This is a genomic window from Pseudomonas sp. 39004 (genome assembly GCF_028682155.1).
GTDB classification, from domain to species: domain Bacteria; phylum Pseudomonadota; class Gammaproteobacteria; order Pseudomonadales; family Pseudomonadaceae; genus Aquipseudomonas; species Aquipseudomonas capeferrum.
In genome coordinates, this window is record NZ_JANIAG010000062.1 from 1 (window position 1) to 18,824 (window position 18,824).

The 18,824-nt window shown below is 62.9% G+C and carries 13 protein-coding genes; all 13 read left to right on the top strand.

All coding sequences use genetic code 11. The features are described 5' to 3' along the window. Positions 1 to 517, top strand: a 517-nt coding sequence (locus NP534_RS13000; protein WP_274098955.1) for an NAD-dependent epimerase/dehydratase family protein, incomplete at its 5' end; no start/stop codon positions are given. Continuing rightward, positions 514 to 1,857, top strand: coding sequence for a polysaccharide pyruvyl transferase family protein (locus tag NP534_RS13005; RefSeq protein WP_274098956.1), 1,344 nt, complete (start codon positions 514 to 516; stop codon positions 1,855 to 1,857). The genes NP534_RS13000 and NP534_RS13005, both read left to right, overlap by 4 nt. Positions 1,858 to 2,017: 160 nt before the next feature. Continuing rightward, the gene (locus NP534_RS13010; RefSeq protein ID WP_274098957.1) at positions 2,018 to 3,100 is read left to right on the top strand and encodes a class I SAM-dependent methyltransferase; all 1,083 of its coding nucleotides are present in this window, start codon (positions 2,018 to 2,020) and stop codon (positions 3,098 to 3,100) included. Positions 3,101 to 3,105: 5 nt separating this feature from the next. Next, positions 3,106 to 4,047, top strand: a complete 942-nt coding sequence (locus NP534_RS13015) for an FkbM family methyltransferase (RefSeq protein ID WP_274098958.1) — start codon at positions 3,106 to 3,108, stop codon at positions 4,045 to 4,047. Next, entirely contained in the window at positions 4,044 to 5,450 is a 1,407-nt protein-coding gene (locus tag NP534_RS13020) for a glycosyltransferase family A protein (RefSeq protein WP_274098959.1), read from the top strand. Before NP534_RS13015 ends, NP534_RS13020 begins: the two co-directional genes overlap by 4 nt. A 79-nt stretch (positions 5,451 to 5,529) precedes the next feature. Beyond that, positions 5,530 to 10,392, top strand: coding sequence for a glycosyltransferase (locus NP534_RS13025; RefSeq protein WP_274098960.1), 4,863 nt, complete (start codon positions 5,530 to 5,532; stop codon positions 10,390 to 10,392). A 133-nt stretch (positions 10,393 to 10,525) separates the two neighbouring features. Continuing rightward, positions 10,526 to 11,746, top strand: a complete 1,221-nt coding sequence (locus tag NP534_RS13030; protein WP_274098961.1) for a sensor histidine kinase — start codon at positions 10,526 to 10,528, stop codon at positions 11,744 to 11,746. After that, on the top strand, positions 11,743 to 13,107 hold the full coding sequence (locus NP534_RS13035) for a sigma-54-dependent transcriptional regulator (protein WP_274098962.1): 1,365 nt from the start codon (positions 11,743 to 11,745) through the stop codon (positions 13,105 to 13,107). The genes NP534_RS13030 and NP534_RS13035 overlap by 4 nt, the downstream gene beginning before the upstream one ends. Positions 13,108 to 13,365: 258 nt before the next feature. Then, positions 13,366 to 13,698: a flagellar hook-basal body complex protein FliE gene (fliE, locus tag NP534_RS13040; protein WP_033699469.1), complete on the top strand. Its 333-nt coding sequence runs from the start codon at positions 13,366 to 13,368 to the stop codon at positions 13,696 to 13,698. 15 nt (positions 13,699 to 13,713) lie between these two features. Further along, a complete protein-coding gene (gene fliF, locus NP534_RS13045; RefSeq protein ID WP_186656322.1) occupies positions 13,714 to 15,492 on the top strand; it encodes a flagellar basal-body MS-ring/collar protein FliF in 1,779 nt (592 codons plus the stop codon). Further along, positions 15,485 to 16,504 carry a flagellar motor switch protein FliG gene (fliG, locus tag NP534_RS13050; protein WP_027593031.1) on the top strand — a complete coding sequence of 340 codons (1,020 nt, stop codon included), beginning with the start codon at positions 15,485 to 15,487 and terminating at the stop codon, positions 16,502 to 16,504. Before fliF ends, fliG begins: the two co-directional genes overlap by 8 nt. A gap of 198 nt (positions 16,505 to 16,702) precedes the next feature. Continuing rightward, positions 16,703 to 17,473, top strand: a complete 771-nt coding sequence (gene fliH, locus NP534_RS13055) for a flagellar assembly protein FliH (protein WP_274098963.1) — start codon at positions 16,703 to 16,705, stop codon at positions 17,471 to 17,473. Continuing rightward, the gene (gene fliI, locus NP534_RS13060) at positions 17,463 to 18,821 is read left to right on the top strand and encodes a flagellar protein export ATPase FliI (protein WP_274098964.1); all 1,359 of its coding nucleotides are present in this window, start codon (positions 17,463 to 17,465) and stop codon (positions 18,819 to 18,821) included. The genes fliH and fliI overlap by 11 nt, the downstream gene beginning before the upstream one ends. Positions 18,822 to 18,824: the final 3 nt, after the last annotated feature.

Consider the following 18,824-nt stretch of genomic DNA (forward strand, 5'->3'; position numbering starts at 1 on the left):
TGTCCTCTTCCGATCTGGCGAGAGCAAGCGCTTGGCCGAAACGCTGTGCCAGGCCTACCACACCCAATACGGCGTGGATGCCAGGATTGCGCGGATTTCCCATTGCTATGGGCCGGGTATGCGGCTGGACGATGGCCGGGCGATCTCCGATCTGCTTGCCGATGTCCTTCACAACCGGGATATCCAGCTGGATTCCGATGGAAGCGCCTCGCGTCCGTTCTGCTATGTCTCCGATACCGTGCTCGGGCTCTTTCACATCCTGTTCCGGGGCGAAGCGGGCCATGCCTACAACGTCGGTGAAACGCAGGAAACCAGCATCCTGGAATTGGCCGAAAAGTTGATTGCCTCAGCCGGTAAGGCAGGGCAGCTCACGGTCAGGCCGCAGGCGCGCAGTGGCCCGGCACCTGCCGTGAGAAACGCCGGGCATTTCAATATCGACAAAATTCGCGCTTTAGGGTGGGCGCCACTCACACCTTTGGATGTGGGTTTGTCCCGACTCTTGCAGGCCCATACATGACCGCTCCCGATTCGCGTCCGACACTCATTGGTTACCTCCCTCCGCCTGAGGGCATTAGAAAGACCGGGGCCAACTACCAATATCATTCTCAATTCATCAATATTGGGGATATTGTTTACGCCCATGCCGGCGCCATGTTGACCTCGGGGCGTCATGTTGAGGCGTGGAACTTTCGGATGACCGCAGAAGAGGTCAATGAACGATTTTCCAAGGTGATATTTTTCATTCCTTGCAGAATTGCGCCGCCTCCGTATGACCAGGATGGTTACCCTTACGCGTACGTCACGGACTTTATCGAGAAACTGAAAATTCCTTTTTTCAGTCTTGGCGAATCCATTCAAGCCAGGGAGTACGAGTATCAGCCCGGCTTCCACAAGCAGCTTTCTCCTGCCGTGGTTCGCTACCTGAGTGTGATCGCCGATCGGTCGCCGGTGGTGGGGACGCGCGGTTATTATTCAGCGGACGTGCTGAATAGCCTCGGGATCAAGAATGCCGTTCCTTTAGGCTGCCCGTCCCTCTACCTGAATGGCCCCTCGCTGCGTACCTCCTTGCTGGAGGTGCCGCACAACCCTGAAAAGGTTGCGGTGTGCTACTCGAACTACCAGGGCAATCGTCATAGCCGGATCGACGACGTTCTGCGCCTGGCCAGTCAGCACGATTATTACTATGTCGAGCAGGTCTTTGGCCTGCTTGCGCAGGCGCTCTATTACCCCGGGAAGGTCAGCGGGGCTGATATCCATGCGGCGCGGCGTTTCTATAAAGACTTGGCGCCTGTGCTGGCCTTGTTGAAACAAAAGCGCGTTCGCTACTTTACAAACTATAGCCTGTGGAAGGCATTCCTCGGGTCGATGGATTTTGTGTTCGGTGCCCGCATGCATGGTTTGACGCCGGCGCTGCATGCCGGCAAGCCTGCCGTGTTCATTGCGCACGACTCAAGGGTGCGGGAAATGTGCGAGTTCTTCTCACTGCCGTTTGTGGCGGAGCATGAGCTATCCGCGTCAATGGATATCAACTTCTTCTTGTCACGCTGTGACTACACCGCGACGCTTTCGCAGTATCAAGATGCCTATGCGCGATTCGTTCAGACGCTGCGCACGCTTGGGCTCGACGGCAATATCGATGCAGCGGGTTCGATTATTGATTGTTGGGAGCCTGAGCCTGACGTGCAGGTGGCCAGCGAGGAGCGCGTCCCCCGTTACACACCCGAAGAAATGTTCAACCTGGAGCAGCAACTTGCTATTTGCGCCGGGATTCCGGACGAGACCTTTGTGAAGCTTGCCCAGGTCAGTGATATTTCCCAACGTTGGTACCGTTCTCGACTCAATACACAGGCGGGTTAAGACCGCTTTATTTGGCCAGTTATTGTTGCGTCTTTCGGTTTTGGCAAGGCCGTTCGTAAAGTTCAGGGTAGGCGATATGAGAGCGTGTGAAATTTGTAGCGGAAGCCATCTAGAGCAACTGCACCGTCAACATTTTCTGTTCCCGGGGCTTCCCCAGGCCGTGCATTACGATGTGGTGGCCTGTCGCAACTGCGGTTTTGCCTACGCCAGCGACATTCCGGATCAGACGGCGCTCGATCAGTTCTATCAGAACGTCGAGCATCACCTGCATACCGACCTGCCGCCCGGGTTGGCGCGTATTCATGGGGATTTCTTCCACTTCGTCCAGCAGCATGCAGACCTGGCAAGCGACGCTCGCATTCTCGATATCGGTTCGGGCATGGGGCATTTCCTTGCACATTTCAAACAGGCAGGCTTCCAGCGCTTGCTCGGTATGGAGCCCAGCCCGGCTGCAGCCAAGCTGGCGCACGAAATCTACGGGGTGGAGATCAGAAGCGCGACCGTGGATGCTTTCGTCACTGAAGAGCGCTTCCAGCTGATCAGCCTTTGCGGCGTGCTGGAGCACATTGCCGACCTGCGCAACAGCATGGCCAAGATTGCGGCGCTGCTGACGGACGATGGTTATCTGTTCATCGCGGTTCCCGATGCCGAGGCCTTCGGCAAGACGCCGCCGGCTGAGCCCTTCCTCGAGTTTGCGCTGGAGCACATCAACTTCTTCAGTGCCGTCAGCCTGGACAACCTGCTGGCTGCCAGCGGCTTCGAGAAAGTGACGGTCATCTCCCAGCACAACGATTTCTACGACAACCATTACCTGCTGGCCATGTACCGCAAGACGACCAAGGCAGCGAAGCGTTTCACGCTTGATGCTGTGGCGGCTGCCAGCCTGCTCAGTTATGTCGAGCTGTCGCGGCAGGTATTGCGCCCGGTGGAAGCGCTGGCCGAGCAACTGGAGGCCAGTGCCGAGCCGGTGCTGATCTGGGGCGCTGGCGCGCTTACCAGCCGGTTGCTCTGCGATACCCGGCTGGGCAAGGCCAATATCTGCGGCATCGTCGACCGGAACAGGAACCTGCAGGGCAAACCCCTGCTCGGTGTGACCATTACCGGCCCCGATGAGCTGGCGCAGCACCAGGGCGCCACGGTGTTCATTGCCAGTACCACTTACGCTGCAGAGATCCGCGACACACTGATCCAGCAACATGACTGGCGCGGCAGAATCCTCAGCCTCGCCACCGGAGCCCGGTAATGCCGATGAACACGCTTAACCACATCCGTGCGGCCTACGAGGCCGGGGAATCTGCCAAGCAGGATTACATCGAGGCCATCCACGCACGGCACGCCAGCCTGTTCGAGTACCCCGAGTTCCTCGCCGGTACCGACGTGGAGTCTTTGCGTATCCTGCCGGAAGGCGTCTTCGTGCGTTCCCGCTCGCAGCAGATCGAGTTGTTTCTCGACCCCCAGGACCAGCACCTGGTGCCCTGCACCCTGATGAACTTCCGTGCCTATGAAACACTGGAGACCGAGTTCCTCAAAGCCATCACCCCGGAAAACGGGGTGGTTCTGGACATCGGCGCCAACTGCGGCTGGTATGCCCTGGCGCTGGCTCGGCACTGCCCCTCGGCGCGGATTCACGCCTTCGAACCGATTCCGCATACCCATGAGATTCTAGAGCGCAACATCCGCCACAACGGCTTGTTAAACATAGAGGCGCACCGGCTGGCCTTTTCGAACCAGCAGGCGACGCTGGAGTTTCTCTACACGCCCAACTGTTCCGGCGCCACTTCCCAGGTGCTGGCCGGGCAACCGGGCAGCCAGGAAAGCCTTCAAAAGGTGTCCTGCCCGGCCACGACGCTGGATAGCTTCTGCGCGCAGCATGAGCTGGCGCCGCAGATCATCAAGTGCGATGTAGAGGGGGCGGAGTTGATGGTGATCCAGGGCGGCGAGGCGATGCTCGCGCGCTATAAGCCGGTGATTCTGATCGAGCTGTTGAGGAAGTGGGCCAGGCAGTTCGACTACCACCCCAACGAGGTGGTGGAGCGGCTTGGTCGTATCGGCTATCAGGCCTATACCCTGAGCAAAGAGGGGCTGCACCCCTGCCCGGGCATTGACGAGCAAACCCAGGAAACCAACTTCGTCTTTGTGCACGAGCAGCAGCACCGTCAGATCGCCGACCTGCTGCGGTCCATGCCATGAACCCAGCTATTCCGCCGCTGACCGTTGCTCTGCTGACTTACAACCGACTGGACTACCTCAAGCAGTCCCTCGCTGCCGTGCTCGGCCAGAGCTTCGAGGATTTCGAGCTGCTGGTTCTCGACAATGGCAGCAGTGACGGGACGGCGCAGTTCATTCTGGGCCTGCAGGACCCGCGAATCCGTTACGTCAGGAACTCGCGCAATGTTTCCACCGTGGAGTTCAACTGCCGTTCGGCTTATCACCTCGCCCTGGGGCGACGGGTGATCGTCACCCATGACGACGACGTCATGGAGCAAGACATGCTGGAACGGCAGATGCGCTTCATGGATTGCCACCCCGAGGTGCGGCTGGTGTGGACGCGCGTCAGCGACATTGATCAGGATGGCCATGCGCTGGTCGGGGGCAGCACCGCGCCCGACGCGGAGCGAATTTTCGCGCCCGGGGAATACATCAGCAGTTTCCTCAAAGAGCGGCTGTGGCCGATGCCCAGCGGTGTGATGCTGGAGCGCGCCGTACTGCCCAAGTTGTATGCGGTACACGCGTGCCTTGGCGAGGCGGCTGCGCGCAAGAAAACCCTGGAGACGGCGGGCATCGAGGACGTGCTGATGCCGGCGCGCATCAATCGCCGGCATGCCATCGGCTACCTTGACCAGCCCTTGCTGCGCCGTCGGGTGCATACCCAGCAGTTCTCCCATGCGGCGAGCCTGTCGCTGCCTGGGGTCGCCCTCTATCGAGACCTGAAACACATCGCCAAGGGCGTTCCCGGGCTGGAGGCGGAAACCCTGCATTTCGATGCCTTCACGGCGCGCTTCTTCATTCAGGAAGCCATTACGACCCAGCCCGCCAGGGCGATCAACAACGGCATTTTGAAGAAGATTGATAAAACGGCCGACGGCCTGCAGCGCAACATGGCATTGGCCCCCGACGCCTTTCTGGCGGGCCTGCCTGTGTTTCTGCTGGCCCAGCTTCTGTCGCTGGGCGAACCGGCGTGCCAACTGAACACGCTGTCGGCCTCCGGGCACGCCAGCGCTACCGAGAAACTTCTGAGCTGGGCGCGCAAAGCCACCGCAACGCCACGCTCGAGCATCCTGGCCGGCCTGGAGGGGCGCAGGATCATCATCTTCGGTAGTGCCTTCATCGCCGCGTTGCTGATTCTTGAAGCCGAGAAAAACGGCGACCAGGTCGTTGCCTGTATCGATTCCAACATCAATCGCCAGGGCAGAGAAATGCTGGGCGTACCCATTCAGCCCTTGGCCTGGATGAGTGAGCACGTGGAAGAGGGCGATGTCGTGGTCATCAGTTCCGAGCGGGATCATGAACATTACATCGAAGCGCTTATCCATCAGCACCTCAGGGCAGCGGCACGCGTCGTGTCCTGGAAGGACCTGACGGCATCTGCGTGATTCACGACATACAGGCTACGTGCCGACAGGCGCCGTGTCGCTTGACGCAAGCGAGCAACCATTTTGGGGAAGTGACAGCATGACGAATTGGGCTTTGATCGCAGGTGGGCGTTGTGCCGGGCAACCTTGGCGAGTACGGGTAGCCGGTTTTTGCCTGGAAGATCAGCAGGCATTCCTGCTGTCCGATGCCGACTGGGAAGGCTTGCAGCGCAAATTGCCGTTGCAGCCCCTGACGGCGTATGGCTTGAGCAACGGGCTGTTGTTCGAGCGGGCTACGGATGCCGCAGGAGAGGCCGATGGCGTGCTTCTGATTGCCCACCCTCGTCAGGCCCAGGCGGTGTGCGAGTTGCCGTCAAAAGCACAGCGATATCTGCTGTTAGGTAATGCCGAGCAACGGCAGGCACTGCAAGAAGAAGGCGCTTTCAGCAAAATCCTTGTCCCGGCAAAGGAAGGCCAGCCCAGTACTTCGCTGGTCTGCCTGGATTACCTGAAACTTCCCGATGCTGACGCATCCGACTCGCAAGCGTGGCCAATCAGCCGAGATACGGAAGATCGCGACTACTCCAGGAACTACCATTGTTCGGCAGACTACTGGCTGTACAAGGTAACCAGCGCAATCGCTGATGATGCCGCTGCGGTACGGCACATCGAGCCCCTGCTGAGTGTCGTGATCCCGACCTACAACCACGGGCGTTACCTTGGCCAGTGTGTCCAGTCGGTACTCGACCAGGGCGTGGACGATATCGAGATCCTGGTGCTGGACAATGCGTCCACGGACGACACCACCGAGGTAATGGCGGCATTCGCGGGCAACCCGAGCGTGCGTTATATCCGTAACCGATACAATTTCGGCCCAGGCTACAACTGGCGCAATGGCCTGCGTATCGCACAGGGGCGGTACTTCACGTTCCTTTCCGCCGACGATTATTTCAACCCAGGCCACCTGTCGCGCCTGTTGCCTACGCTGGAGAGCCAGCCCCACGTGGCGGTTGGTTATACCGGCATTCGCTGGATCAATGGCGCTGGGCAGGCGTTGAACCAGCCTCGTCATCCCGGTTACCGCAACGGCGATTATGTCGGTGGGCGCAATGAAGTCGCTGACCTGCTGATCTTCGACAGTTACATGACACCGTCGGCAGTGATCTACCGGCGTGAGGCATTTTGTCAGGTCTGGAGTCCAGGCAAGACGTACGGTGCCGGTGACTGGGAAATGGTAGTGCAGATGGCGGAGCGTTATCCCGATTTCGCCTATGTCGATATGCCCGGTGTCAGCTATCGCTGGCACGGTGCGCAGGAGTCGAACCAGTTCTACGCCTCCGTTGAGCCATTGGTCGGGCACCTTGCCATTGTCGAAGGCGTATTCGAGCGCAATGCGCAGCATCACCTCTACGGGCGAGAGCGCGAGGTGGCGGCGCACCTCGAGCGGCGTCTGGAGCAATACCCTGGCGAGCAGCATTGCGAGTTGGGTGCCCGAGCGCGCCAGCTCTGCGAGCGCTTGGAAGAACAGGCGCGGCAGCAAGAGACGACGTTGTTCTCGATTATTGTGACGACCTACAACCGCCCGCAATTGCTCAGCGATGCGCTGAACAGCATTGGCCACCAGTCTTTCAAGGACTTCGAGGTCATTCTGGTCAATGACAACGGCGACCCGGTCGAGTCGCTGCTGGCTGATTACGATTTCCCTGTCACGTACATCCGCCAAGGCCGTAATTGCGGCCCCGCCGCTGCCCGTAACACCGCTTTGCACCTGGCCCGTGGTCGGTATGTTGTTTATCTGGACGACGACGACCTGTTCCTGCCTGGCCATCTCGAAACATTGGCCAACGCGCTGGCGGCTCACCCCGACAGCGTGGTGTACACGGATGCGGTGTTCATTCAGGAAACGATCACGGCGGGCGAGAGGGCCGAGGTGGCGCGTGAGCAGCGCTACCCCCACGAGGCATACTCCCGCGAACGGTTGCTGGTCAACAACTACATCCCGGTCAACACCTTTGCCTGCCCACGCGCGCTTGCGCTGGCCGTAGGGGGCTTCGACCAATCACTGAAAGGTCTGGAGGATTGGGACTTCCTCATGCACTTATGTGCTCGAAGCGCTTTCCACCATGTTCGTGCTGAGACGGTGCAAGTGCGCATGCGCCGGGATGACAATGCCCCTGCACGACGTTCGGAGCAGGCACTGCAAGACTACCCTGCGCTGTATCGCGAGTTGTATGCGCGCCACGCCGACTGTGGCAGCGATGAAGTCAAGCGCGGGCGCCAGCAAATGCTGGAGCATCTGGGCGAAAGGCCCAAGTCATTGACACTGCAAGACTGGCTGGCCGAACGCGTTCCGGATGCCATGCAGAGCCGTCTGATCGAACAGCGTCTGCAAGCCCACCAGGGTGGGCCTGTGATCGGGGTCATCGTGGTGGATGCTGATGGCCATGCGGATGCCTTGAAAGCATCGCTGCAAAGCCTGAGCAGCGATAGCTGCCTTTACCCCACAGTGAAAATCATCGCGCTGACGCCGGGGGAGGCACCCGCAACGTCGGCCCAGGGCAAACTGCAGTGCCTGCGTTTGACCGATGCCAGCCTCAGCGACCAGCTCAACCAGGCAGTTCTGGCGGGTGAGTTCGACTGGTTCATGCTGGTAGAGGCGGGCGCTGAGTTCACTGCCAGCGGCCTGCTGATTGCCGCGCTTGATCTGCTGGCAGCGCCTGGCTGTCGGGCCGTTTATGGGGATGAAGGTTTGCGTGGCGATGGCGCGGAAATGGGCGCTGCGCTGCGCCCTGATCTCAACCTTGATCTTCTTCTGAGTTTGCCGGCGAGCCTGTCACGCCACTGGCTGTTCAACCGTCAGGTGTGGCTGGACATGGGCGGCTTCCGTCAGGAGGCAGGCCAGGCGTTCGAGCTGGAGTACATCCTGCGCCTGATCGAGACCGCCGGTTTCGAGGGGCTTGGGCATATCAGCGAGCCGTTGCTGATCAGCGATGCGCAGACGCTGCGCGACTGCCCGGACGAGCGCGAGATCATTCAGCGCCATCTGCACGCACGCGGTTTTGCGCAGGCTCGCGTCGAGTCGCGTCTGCCTGGGCGTTATGACCTCGACTACGGCGCTCCCGGTGATTTGCCGGTCAGCATCCTGATCCTGCTCCAGGGCAACAGCACGGAGCGTGCGCAGCGTTGCATGGAAACCATCCTGGAGAAGACGCCCCATCGAAACTACGAGGTGCTTCTGCTGGCGCGCAATGATGCCGGCCCAGCAGTGAGCAGCTGGCTCGATAGCGTTGCCCAGCTCGGCACCGATGCCATTCGTTGCTTGCGTTTCCCTGCCGGCATGGCGCCTGCACACATGCGCAACCAGGCCGCCGAGCAGGCGCGTGGTGAGTTCCTGCTGTGGCTGGACGAGGGCGCTGCGGTGCTCGATAGCGACTGGTTGCAGCAGATGCTCAACCATGGCGTGCGCCAGGAAGTCGGCGTGGTGGGGGCCAAGCTGGTGGCGGGGGACGCTACCATCAGCCATGCCGGTTTCGTGCTCGGCCTGAACGGCCCGGTTGGCGAAGCCTTTGCCGGGCAGCCGCTGGATGCGTCTGGCTACCTGCAGCGCCTGCAGGTCGACCAGAACTATGTCGCAGTGAGCGGCAAGTGCTTGCTGGTGAACAAGGGCCTGTTCCTGGAGGTGGGTGGTTTCGACGAGACACCCGAGCTGCAGCGCTGGGCAGATGTCGATCTGTGCCTGCGCCTGTCCCGTGCCGGCTACCTGAACGTGTGGACGCCGCGTGTGCAATTGCTGCTCAGCGAAGATGCGGCAACGCCGGCCAGCACCGAGGAAGAAGACGCCTTGTATGCCCGCTGGCTGCCGGCACTGGCACGAGACCCGTTCTACAACCCGAACTTCTCGCTGTCGTCCACCAATGGCTTCGGCCTGGCGCCCACCCAATTGAGCTGGCGGCCGCTGTCGTCCTGGAAACCGCTGCCGACGATCCTGGCCCATGCGGCGGACAGGCAGGGTTGTGGCAACTACCGGGTCATCCAGCCGCTCGATGCGCTCAGCCGCGAGGGGTTGGCCGAGGGGCAGCTGTCGTGGAATCACCTGGCACCTGGCGAACTGGAGCGCTACCAGCCGGACAGCATTGTCCTGCAGCGCCAGGTGGGCGACGAGCAGATTGAGCACATACGCCGGATGCACGCGTTCTCCCAGGCCTTCAAGGTCTTCGAGCTGGACGACTATCTGCCCAACCTGCCGATCAAGAGCGTACACAGGGCGCACATGCCCAAGGACATTCTGCGTTCCATACGTCGCGGCCTGGCCTATGTGGACCGCTTTGTCGTCTCTTCGCAGCCGCTTGCCGAAGCCTTCGCCGGCCTGCATGACGATATCCGGGTGGTACACAACACGCTGGATCCCCGCTACTGGAAAGGCCTCAACGCCCAGCGCCGGCAGTCGCGCAAACCGCGTGTCGGCTGGGCGGGCGGCGCAAGCCACACGGGCGACCTGGAAGTGATCGCGGACGTGGTCAGGGAGCTGGCCAACGAGGTGGAGTGGGTGTTCTTCGGCATGTGCCCGGATAAGCTGCGGCCTTATGTGCATGAGTTCCACCAAGGCATTGCCTTTGAACACTACCCCGCAGCGCTGGCCAGAATGAACCTGGACCTGGCCCTGGCGCCCGTCGAGCAGAACCTGTTCAACGAGTGCAAGAGCAACCTGCGCCTGCTGGAGTACGGCGCCTGTGGTTTCCCGGTGATCGCCAGCGACGTACGTTGCTATCAGGGCTACAGCGACTTGCCGGTCACCCTGGTGAAGAACCGCTTCCGTAGCTGGGTAGAGGCCATCCGCATGCACCTTGCCGACCTGGATGCGACGGCGAAGGCGGGCGATGCACTGCGCGATGCGGTGCAGGGCGGCTGGATGCTCGAAGGCGACAACCTGAGTCACTGGCGCAAGGCCTGGCTGCCGGATTGAGCCTGGCTGGCCTCCCTTGCCCATTGCGGGCGAGGGAGGCAGCGCATCCGAAAATCCCCATCTTCGGCACGGCTATTGCTACACCGCTGGCAACATACCGTTTTTATGACGGTCAGCCACGCGAGAGAGCACGATGCCCCAGGCCGCCCACGTTTCCCGAGCCCCCGATCCGCAGGGGCATGCCCTGATCGAGCAGGAAAGCCGACAGGGTGTCGAGCAAGCCTTCGCCCTGTTCAACCAGGTCTCCAGCCAGCTGAGCCAGTCCTACAGCCTGCTTGAAGCCCGGGTCAGCGAACTGAAGGGCGAGCTGGCGGTGGTCAGTGCCCAGCGCATCGCCGAACTCAGCGAAAAGGAACGCCTGGCCAACCGCCTGCAGAACCTGCTGGACCTGCTGCCCGGCGGGGTGATCGTGATCGATGGTCAGGGCCTGGTGCGCGAAGCCAACCCGGCCGCCTGCGAGCTGCTCGGCGAGCCGCTGATCGGTGAGCTGTGGCGCCAGGTGATTGCCCGCAGCTTCGCCCCGCGCAAGGACGACGGCCATGAAGTCTCGCTGCGCGACGGCCGCCGCCTGTCCATCGCCACCCGCTCGCTGGATGCCGAGCCCGGCCAGTTGGTGCTGCTCAACGACCTGACAGAAACCCGTCGCCTGCAAGATCAGCTGGCTCGCCACGAGCGCTTGTCGTCGCTGGGGCGCATGGTCGCCTCGCTGGCCCATCAGATCCGCACGCCTCTGTCGGCAGCCATGCTCTACGCCAGCCACCTGGCCGATAGCGAGCAAGACCTGAGCGTGGAAACCCGCCAGCGCTTCGCCGGTACCTTGAAGGAGCGCCTGCACGAGCTGGAGCACCAGGTGCGCGACATGTTGGTGTTCGCCCGTGGCGAGCTGCCGCTCGGCGATCGGGTGAGCCCCAAAGGGCTGTTCCAGGCCTTGCAGCAGGCCGCGCAGTCGCACGTGCAAGGGCATGCCGTGCGTTGGCAGTGCGACAGCCACCTGGGCGAGCTGCTGTGCAACCGCGACACCTTGGTCGGCGCCATGCTCAACCTGATCGAGAATGCCCTGCAGGCGAGCGAGGCGCCGGCGCGGCTCAAGGTGCACGTGTTCCGTCGCCAGCAGGTGCTGCACCTGTGCGTGAGTGACGCCGGCAGCGGCATCGACGCCGACTTGCTGGGCCGCCTGGGCGAGCCGTTCCTGACCACCAAGGCCACCGGTACCGGCCTGGGCCTGGCCGTGGTCAAGGCCGTGGTGCGGGCGCACCAGGGTACGCTCAGCGTGCGTTCCAAGGTTGGGCGCGGCACCTGCGTGCGGGTCGAGCTGCCGTTGATCGATGGGCAGCTGGCGGAGGCGCGCGGATGACCATCAAGGTGCTGCTGGTCGAGGATGACCGCGTGTTACGCCAGGCGCTCGGCGATACCCTGGAAATCGGCGGTTTCGCCTACCGCGCCGTGGGCAGCGCCGAAGAGGCACTGGAGGCTGTGCTGAGCGAAGCGTTCAGCCTGGTGGTCAGTGACGTGAACATGCCGGGTATGGATGGGCACCAGTTGCTGGCGCAATTGCGCCGCCAGCAGCCGCAACTGCCGGTGTTGCTGATGACCGCGCATGCTGCGGTGGAACGTGCCGTGGAAGCGATGCGCCAGGGCGCAGCCGATTACCTGGTCAAGCCGTTCGAGCCCAAGGCGCTGCTGAGCTTGGTGCAGCGCCATGCTGCCGGGCGCGTGAGTGCGGCGGACGAAGAGGGGCCGGTAGCCTGCGAGCCGGCCAGCCGACAGTTGCTGGTGCTGGCCGCGCGCGTGGCGCGCAGCGACTCGACGGTGCTGATCTCGGGTGAGTCGGGTACCGGCAAGGAAGTGCTGGCACGCTACATTCACCAGCAGTCCCCGCGGGCAGCCCAGCCCTTCGTGGCGATCAACTGCGCGGCGATCCCCGACAACATGCTCGAAGCCACCTTGTTTGGCCATGAGAAGGGCGCTTTCACCGGCGCCATCGCGGCCCAGGCCGGCAAGTTCGAGCAGGCCGAGGGCGGCACCTTGCTGCTCGACGAAATCTCCGAGATGCCGCTGACGTTGCAGGCCAAACTGTTGCGGGTGTTGCAGGAGCGTGAGGTGGAGCGGGTAGGCGGGCGCAAGCCGATCAGCCTGGACATCCGCGTGCTGGCCACCACCAACCGCGATCTGGCGGGCGAAGTGGCGGCCGGGCGGTTCCGTGAAGACCTGTATTACCGATTGTCGGTGTTCCCCCTGGCCTGGTGCCCGTTGCGCGAGCGCAAGGGCGACATCCTGCAACTGGCCGAACGCCTGCTGGCCCGCCATGTCGGCAAGATGAAGCATGCGCCGGTGCGCTTGTCTGCCGATGCGCGGGCCTGCCTGCAGGCGTATGCCTGGCCGGGTAACGTGCGCGAACTGGACAACGCCTTGCAGCGGGCGTTGATCTTGCAGCAGGGCGGGGTAATCGAGGCGGCGGATTTTTGTCTGGCCGGCGCCATTCCATTGTCGGCGGGCGCGGCGCCATCAGTGCCCGAAGTGGCGGTCGAGGTGGGTGGCCTGGGTGATGACCTGCGTCGCCATGAGTACCAGACCATCATCGACACCTTGCGCGCCGAGCGTGGCCGCCGCAAGGAGGCTGCCGAGCGGCTGGGCATCAGCCCGCGCACCTTGCGTTACAAGCTGGCACAAATGCGCGATGCCGGGTTTGACGTCGAGGCCAGCCTCTTCGGCTGATAAGCCCCGTGTGCGTGTTATGTCGCGTGCGGCCTTTGTAGGAGCGGCCTTGTGTCGCGAAAGGGCTGCGCAGCGGCCCCAGGTCTGTGGCGCAGCAAAAATCGCCGGGGTCGCTACGCGCCCCTTTCGCGACACAAGGCCGCTCCTACAACGGCGCGTCAAATCAGAAGGGGTGGCAAGGCTGGCACCTTTGTTGCTTTACACGAGCTATCCGCCGCATGAGTGTCAAAAAAATGCGGCCGCCGGAGAGAGAAGGTCATGAGCCAAGGTGTTGAATTCAATCGTCTGATGCTGGACATGCGGGCCATGCAGGCCGACGCCATGTCGCTGCCCAAGGTGTCCGCCGCGCCTGAACTGGCGCCGGGCCAGAGCAGCTTTGCCGACATGCTCGGCCAGGCCATCGGCAAGGTGCATGAGACCCAGCAGGCCTCCACCCAGCTGGCCAACGCCTTCGAGATTGGCAAGAGCGGCGTCGACCTGACCGACGTGATGATTGCTTCGCAAAAGGCCAGCGTTTCCATGCAGGCGATGACCCAGGTGCGCAACAAGCTGGTCCAGGCGTACCAGGACATCATGCAGATGCCGGTTTGAGGACGGACGTAACCCATGGCTGAAGCAGTCGTCGACAACGCCCCCGCCAAGAGCGGCCAGCCAGCGTCCAAGCCGCCGCTGTTCGGCATGGCGTTTCTGGAAAACATCTCGCAGATGCCCATGCTGCGTCAGGTCGGCCTCATGGTCGGCTTGGCCGCGAGCGTGGCCATCGGCTTTGCCGTGGTGCTGTGGTCGCAACAGCCCGACTACCGGCCGCTGTACGGCAGCCTGTCGGGCATGGACACCAAGCAGGTCATGGAAACCCTGGCCGCTGCAGACATCCCCTACAACGTCGAGCCCAATTCCGGCGCTCTGCTGGTCAAGGCCGACGACCTCTCCCGTGCGCGCCTGAAACTGGCGGCCGCAGGCGTGGCACCGAGCGATGGCAATGTCGGTTTCGAACTGCTCGACAAGGAGCAGGGCCTGGGCACCAGCCAGTTCATGGAGGCCACCCGCTATCGCCGCAGCCTCGAAGGTGAACTGGCGCGCACGGTGTCCAGCCTGAACAACGTCAAGGGCGCACGCGTGCACCTGGCGATCCCGAAAAGCTCGGTGTTCGTGCGTGACGAACGCAAGCCCAGCGCCTCGGTACTGGTCGAGCTGTACCCGGGCCGCGCGCTGGAAGCCGGGCAGGTGATGGCGATCGTCAACCTGGTCGCCACCAGCGTGCCAGAGCTCGACAAGTCGCAGGTCACCGTCGTCGACCAGAAGGGCAACCTGCTGTCGGAGCAGTTGCAGGACACCGCCCTGACCATGGCGGGCAAGCAGTTCGACTACAGCCGCCGCATGGAAAGCATGCTCACCCAGCGCGTGCACAATATCCTGCAGCCGGTGTTGGGCAATGACCGCTACAAGGCCGAAGTGTCCGCCGACCTGGACTTCAGTGCGGTGGAATCGACGTCCGAGCAGTTCAACCCGGACCAGCCGGCGCTGCGCAGCGAGCAGTCGGTCGACGAGCAGCGCGCCAGCAGCCAGGGCCCGCAAGGCGTGCCGGGTGCACTGAGCAACCAGCCGCCGGGTGCTGCCTCCGCGCCGCAAACCACCGCCGCAGCCGCCACCCCGGCCCCTGCCATTCAGCCTGGCCAGCCGCTGGTGGATGCCAACGGCCAGCAGATCATGGACCCGGCCACCGGCCAGCCAATGCTCGCGCCGTACCCGTCGGACAAGCGTCAGCAGAGCACCAAGAACTTCGAGCTGGACCGCTCCATCAGCCACACCCGTCAGCAGCAAGGCCGCATGACCCGCCTGTCGGTAGCGGTGGTGGTCGACGACCAGCTCAAGGTCGACCCTACCAGCGGCGAAGCCACCCGTGCCCCGTGGGGCGCCGAGGACCTGGCGCGCTTTACCCGCCTGGTGCAGGACGCGGTCGGCTTCGATGCCAGCCGCGGCGACAGCGTGACGGTGATCAACGTGCCGTTCGCCGCCGACCGTGGCGAAGAGATTGCCGACATCGCCTTCTATCAGCAGCCGTGGTTCTGGGACATCGTCAAGCAAGTGCTGGGCGTGGTGTTCATCCTGGTGCTGGTGTTCGGCGTACTGCGGCCGGTGCTCAACAACATCACCGGGGGCGGCAAGCAGGCTGCCTCGGATAGCGACATGGAGCTGGGCGGCATGATCGGTCTGGATGGCGAACTGGCCAACGACCGCGTCAGTCTGGGTGGCCCGACAAGCATTCTGTTGCCAAGCCCGAGCGAGGGTTACGAGGCACAGCTCAACGCAATCAAAGGCCTGGTGGCCGAAGACCCGGGCCGCGTGGCCCAGGTCGTGAAAGACTGGATCAACGCCGATGAGTGATAACCGAGCCGTTACCGCCAAGCTGAGCCGCGTCGACAAAGCGGCGATCCTCCTGCTCTCGCTGGGCGAAACCGATGCTGCCCAGGTTCTGCGGCACATGGGGCCCAAGGAAGTGCAGCGGGTGGGTGTGGCCATGGCGCAGATGGGCAACGTGCACCGCGACCAGGTCGAGCAGGTGATGAGCGAGTTCGTCGACATCGTTGGCGACCAGACCAGCCTGGGCGTGGGTTCTGACGGTTATATCCGCAAGATGCTCAACCAGGCCCTGGGCGAAGACAAGGCCAACGGCCTGATCGACCGCATCCTGCTGGGCGGCAACACCAGCGGCCTGGACAGCCTCAAGTGGATGGAGCCGCGTGCCGTGGCCGATGTGATCCGCTACGAGCACCCGCAGATCCAGGCCATCGTGGTCGCCTACCTGGACCCTGACCAGGCCGGTGAAGTGTTGAGCAACTTCGACCACAAGGTGCGCCTGGACATCATCCTGCGCGTATCGTCGCTCAACACCGTGCAACCGGCAGCGCTCAAGGAGCTGAACCAGATTCTCGAGAAGCAGTTCTCGGGCAACTCCAATGCCGCGCGTACCACTTTGGGCGGTATCAAGCGTGCCGCCGACATCATGAACTTCCTCGACAGCTCGGTGGAAGGTGCGCTGATGGACTCGATCCGCGAGGTCGACAACGACCTGTCGGAGCAGATCGAAGACCTGATGTTCGTCTTCAACAACCTGGCCGATGTCGACGACCGCGGTATCCAGGCGCTGTTGCGCGAGGTGTCCTCCGACGTGCTGGTGGTGTCGCTCAAGGGCGCCGACGAGCGGGTCAAGGACAAGATCTTCAAGAACATGTCCAAGCGTGCCTCGGAACTGCTGCGCGACGACCTGGAGGCCAAGGGGCCGGTGCGGGTCAGCGACGTGGAAACGGCGCAGAAGGAAATCCTCACCATCGCTCGCCGCATGGCCGAGGCTGGCGAGATCGTGCTCGGTGGCAAGGGCGCCGAGGAAATGATCTGATCCATCCTCGTGTAGGAGCGGCCTTGCCGGGGCGCCGGACCGGTCGGAAAGGGCCGCAGAGCGGCCCCGGCGATATAGGTTGCGACGCTGAAATCCAGGGGCCGCTTCGCAGCCCTTTCCGACCGGTCCGGCGCCCCGGCAAGGCCGCTCCTACAAGGGGCCGCGTTGCTTGCAGATGGTTTTTGAGTACCTGAGAACATGTCCAGCAAAGAGCACCACCCCAGCGACCTGATTCGCGCCCGCGACCTAGAGGGCGTCGACGTCTGGACGCTTCCCAGCTTCGACCCGCAGCCTGAGCCGCAACCCGAGCCTGAGCCGGAACCGGTAGCCATCGAGGAAGAAGTCGAGGAAGTGCCGCTGGAAGAAGTCCAGCCGCTGACCCTCGAAGAGCTCGAAGCGATTCGCCAGGAGGCCTACAACGAAGGCTTCGCTACCGGTGAGCGCGAGGGCTTTCACAGCACCCAGCTGAAGGTGCGTCAGGAGGCCGAACAGGCCCTGGCAGCCAAGCTGGGCAGCCTCGAACAGTTGATGGCGAACCTGATGGAGCCCATTGCCGAACAGGACACGCAGATCGAGAAAACCCTGGTGCACCTGGTCGCGCACATGACCCGCCAGGTGATCGGCCGCGAGTTGCGCAGTGACTCCAGCCAGATCACCCAGGTGCTGCGCGAAGCCCTCAAGCTGCTGCCGATGGGCGCCGACAACATCCGCATCCATCTCAACCCCCAGGATTTCGAACTGGCCAAGGCCCTGCGCGAACGCCATGAAGAAAACTGGCGCCTGCTTGAAGACGAAGCCCTGCTGCCGGGTGGCTGCCGCATCGAGACGGCGCACAGCCGCATCGACGCCAGCATGGAGACGCGTATCGAGAAGGCCGTGGCGCAGTTGTTCGACCAGCTTCACGACCATTCCCTGCACCCGGCGCCAGCGGATGTGTCCATCGACCTGGACCACCCCGATGCGCCTTGATCGCACCAGTTTCGGCAAGCGCCTGGGCAGTTACGCCGAGGCGATCGAACTGCCGGCGCAACCCATCGTCGAAGGCCGCCTGCTGCGCATGGTCGGCCTCACCCTGGAGGCTGAAGGCCTGCGCGCCGCAGTGGGCAGCCGCTGCCTGGTGATCAACGACGACAGCTACCACCCGGTGCAGGTCGAAGCCGAAGTCATGGGCTTTTCCGGTTCCAAGGTGTTCCTCATGCCGGTTGGCAGCATCGTCGGTATCGCCCCCGGCGCACGGGTGGTGCCGCTGGATGACGGCGGCCGCCTGCCGATGGGCATGAGTATGCTCGGGCGGGTGCTGGACGGCGCCGGGCGCGCCCTCGATGGCAAAGGCGGCATGAAGGCCGAAGACTGGGTGCCGATGGACGGCCCGGTCATCAACCCGCTCAACCGCGACCCCATCAGCGTGCCGCTGGATGTGGGCATTCGCAGCATCAATGGCCTGCTCACCGTCGGTCGTGGCCAGCGCCTGGGCCTGTTCGCCGGTACCGGCGTGGGTAAGTCGGTGTTGCTGGGCATGATGACGCGCTTCACCGAAGCCGAGATCATCGTCGTCGGGCTGATCGGCGAGCGGGGGCGCGAGGTGAAGGAATTCATCGAGCATATTCTCGGTGAAGAAGGCCTCAAGCGCTCGGTGGTGGTCGCATCGCCTGCCGATGATGCGCCGCTGATGCGCCTGCGTGCTGCCATGTATTGCACGCGTATCGCCGAGTACTTCCGCGACAAGGGCAAGAATGTGCTGCTGTTGATGGATTCGCTGACCCGTTTTGCCCAGGCCCAGCGTGAAATCGCCCTGGCCATTGGTGAGCCGCCAGCCACCCGCGGTTACCCGCCGTCGGTGTTCGCCAAGCTGCCCAAGCTGGTGGAGCGCGCCGGTAATGGCGAGGCCGGTGGTGGTTCGATTACCGCGTTCTACACGGTCTTGTCGGAAGGCGATGACCAGCAGGACCCGATCGCCGACTCGGCGCGGGGTGTGCTCGACGGCCACTTTGTGTTGTCGCGCCGCCTGGCCGAGGAAGGCCACTACCCGGCGATCGACATCGAAGCCTCGATCAGCCGGGTCATGCCCCAGGTGGTCGATAGCGACCATTTGCGCCAGGCGCAAAAATTCAAGCAACTGTGGTCGCGCCTGTCGCAGAGCCGCGACCTGATCAGCGTGGGTGCCTATGTGCCGGGTGGCGACCCGGAGACGGACCTGGCCATCGCCCTGCAATCGCGGCTGGTGGACTTTTTGCGCCAAGGCCTGGACGAGAACGTCGGCATGGCGCAGAGCCGCGAGCAGCTGGGGGCGATCTTCATGCCTCCGGCGGCGGGCTGATAG

What these genes read in the sequence shown, in the direction of transcription:
- NP534_RS13005 (WP_274098956.1), top strand. Translation starts at nt 514, where the DNA reads ATGACCGCTCCCGATTCGCGTCCGACACTCATTGGTTACCTCCCTCCG.
- NP534_RS13015 (WP_274098958.1), top strand. Translation starts at nt 3,106, where the DNA reads ATGAACACGCTTAACCACATCCGTGCGGCCTACGAGGCCGGGGAATCT.
- NP534_RS13020 (WP_274098959.1), top strand. Translation starts at nt 4,044, where the DNA reads ATGAACCCAGCTATTCCGCCGCTGACCGTTGCTCTGCTGACTTACAAC.
- NP534_RS13025 (WP_274098960.1), top strand. Translation starts at nt 5,530, where the DNA reads ATGACGAATTGGGCTTTGATCGCAGGTGGGCGTTGTGCCGGGCAACCT.
- NP534_RS13030 (WP_274098961.1), top strand. Translation starts at nt 10,526, where the DNA reads ATGCCCCAGGCCGCCCACGTTTCCCGAGCCCCCGATCCGCAGGGGCAT.
- NP534_RS13035 (WP_274098962.1), top strand. Translation starts at nt 11,743, where the DNA reads ATGACCATCAAGGTGCTGCTGGTCGAGGATGACCGCGTGTTACGCCAG.
- fliE (WP_033699469.1), top strand. Translation starts at nt 13,366, where the DNA reads ATGAGCCAAGGTGTTGAATTCAATCGTCTGATGCTGGACATGCGGGCC.
- fliF (WP_186656322.1), top strand. Translation starts at nt 13,714, where the DNA reads ATGGCTGAAGCAGTCGTCGACAACGCCCCCGCCAAGAGCGGCCAGCCA.
- fliG (WP_027593031.1), top strand. Translation starts at nt 15,485, where the DNA reads ATGAGTGATAACCGAGCCGTTACCGCCAAGCTGAGCCGCGTCGACAAA.
- fliH (WP_274098963.1), top strand. Translation starts at nt 16,703, where the DNA reads ATGTCCAGCAAAGAGCACCACCCCAGCGACCTGATTCGCGCCCGCGAC.
- fliI (WP_274098964.1), top strand. Translation starts at nt 17,463, where the DNA reads ATGCGCCTTGATCGCACCAGTTTCGGCAAGCGCCTGGGCAGTTACGCC.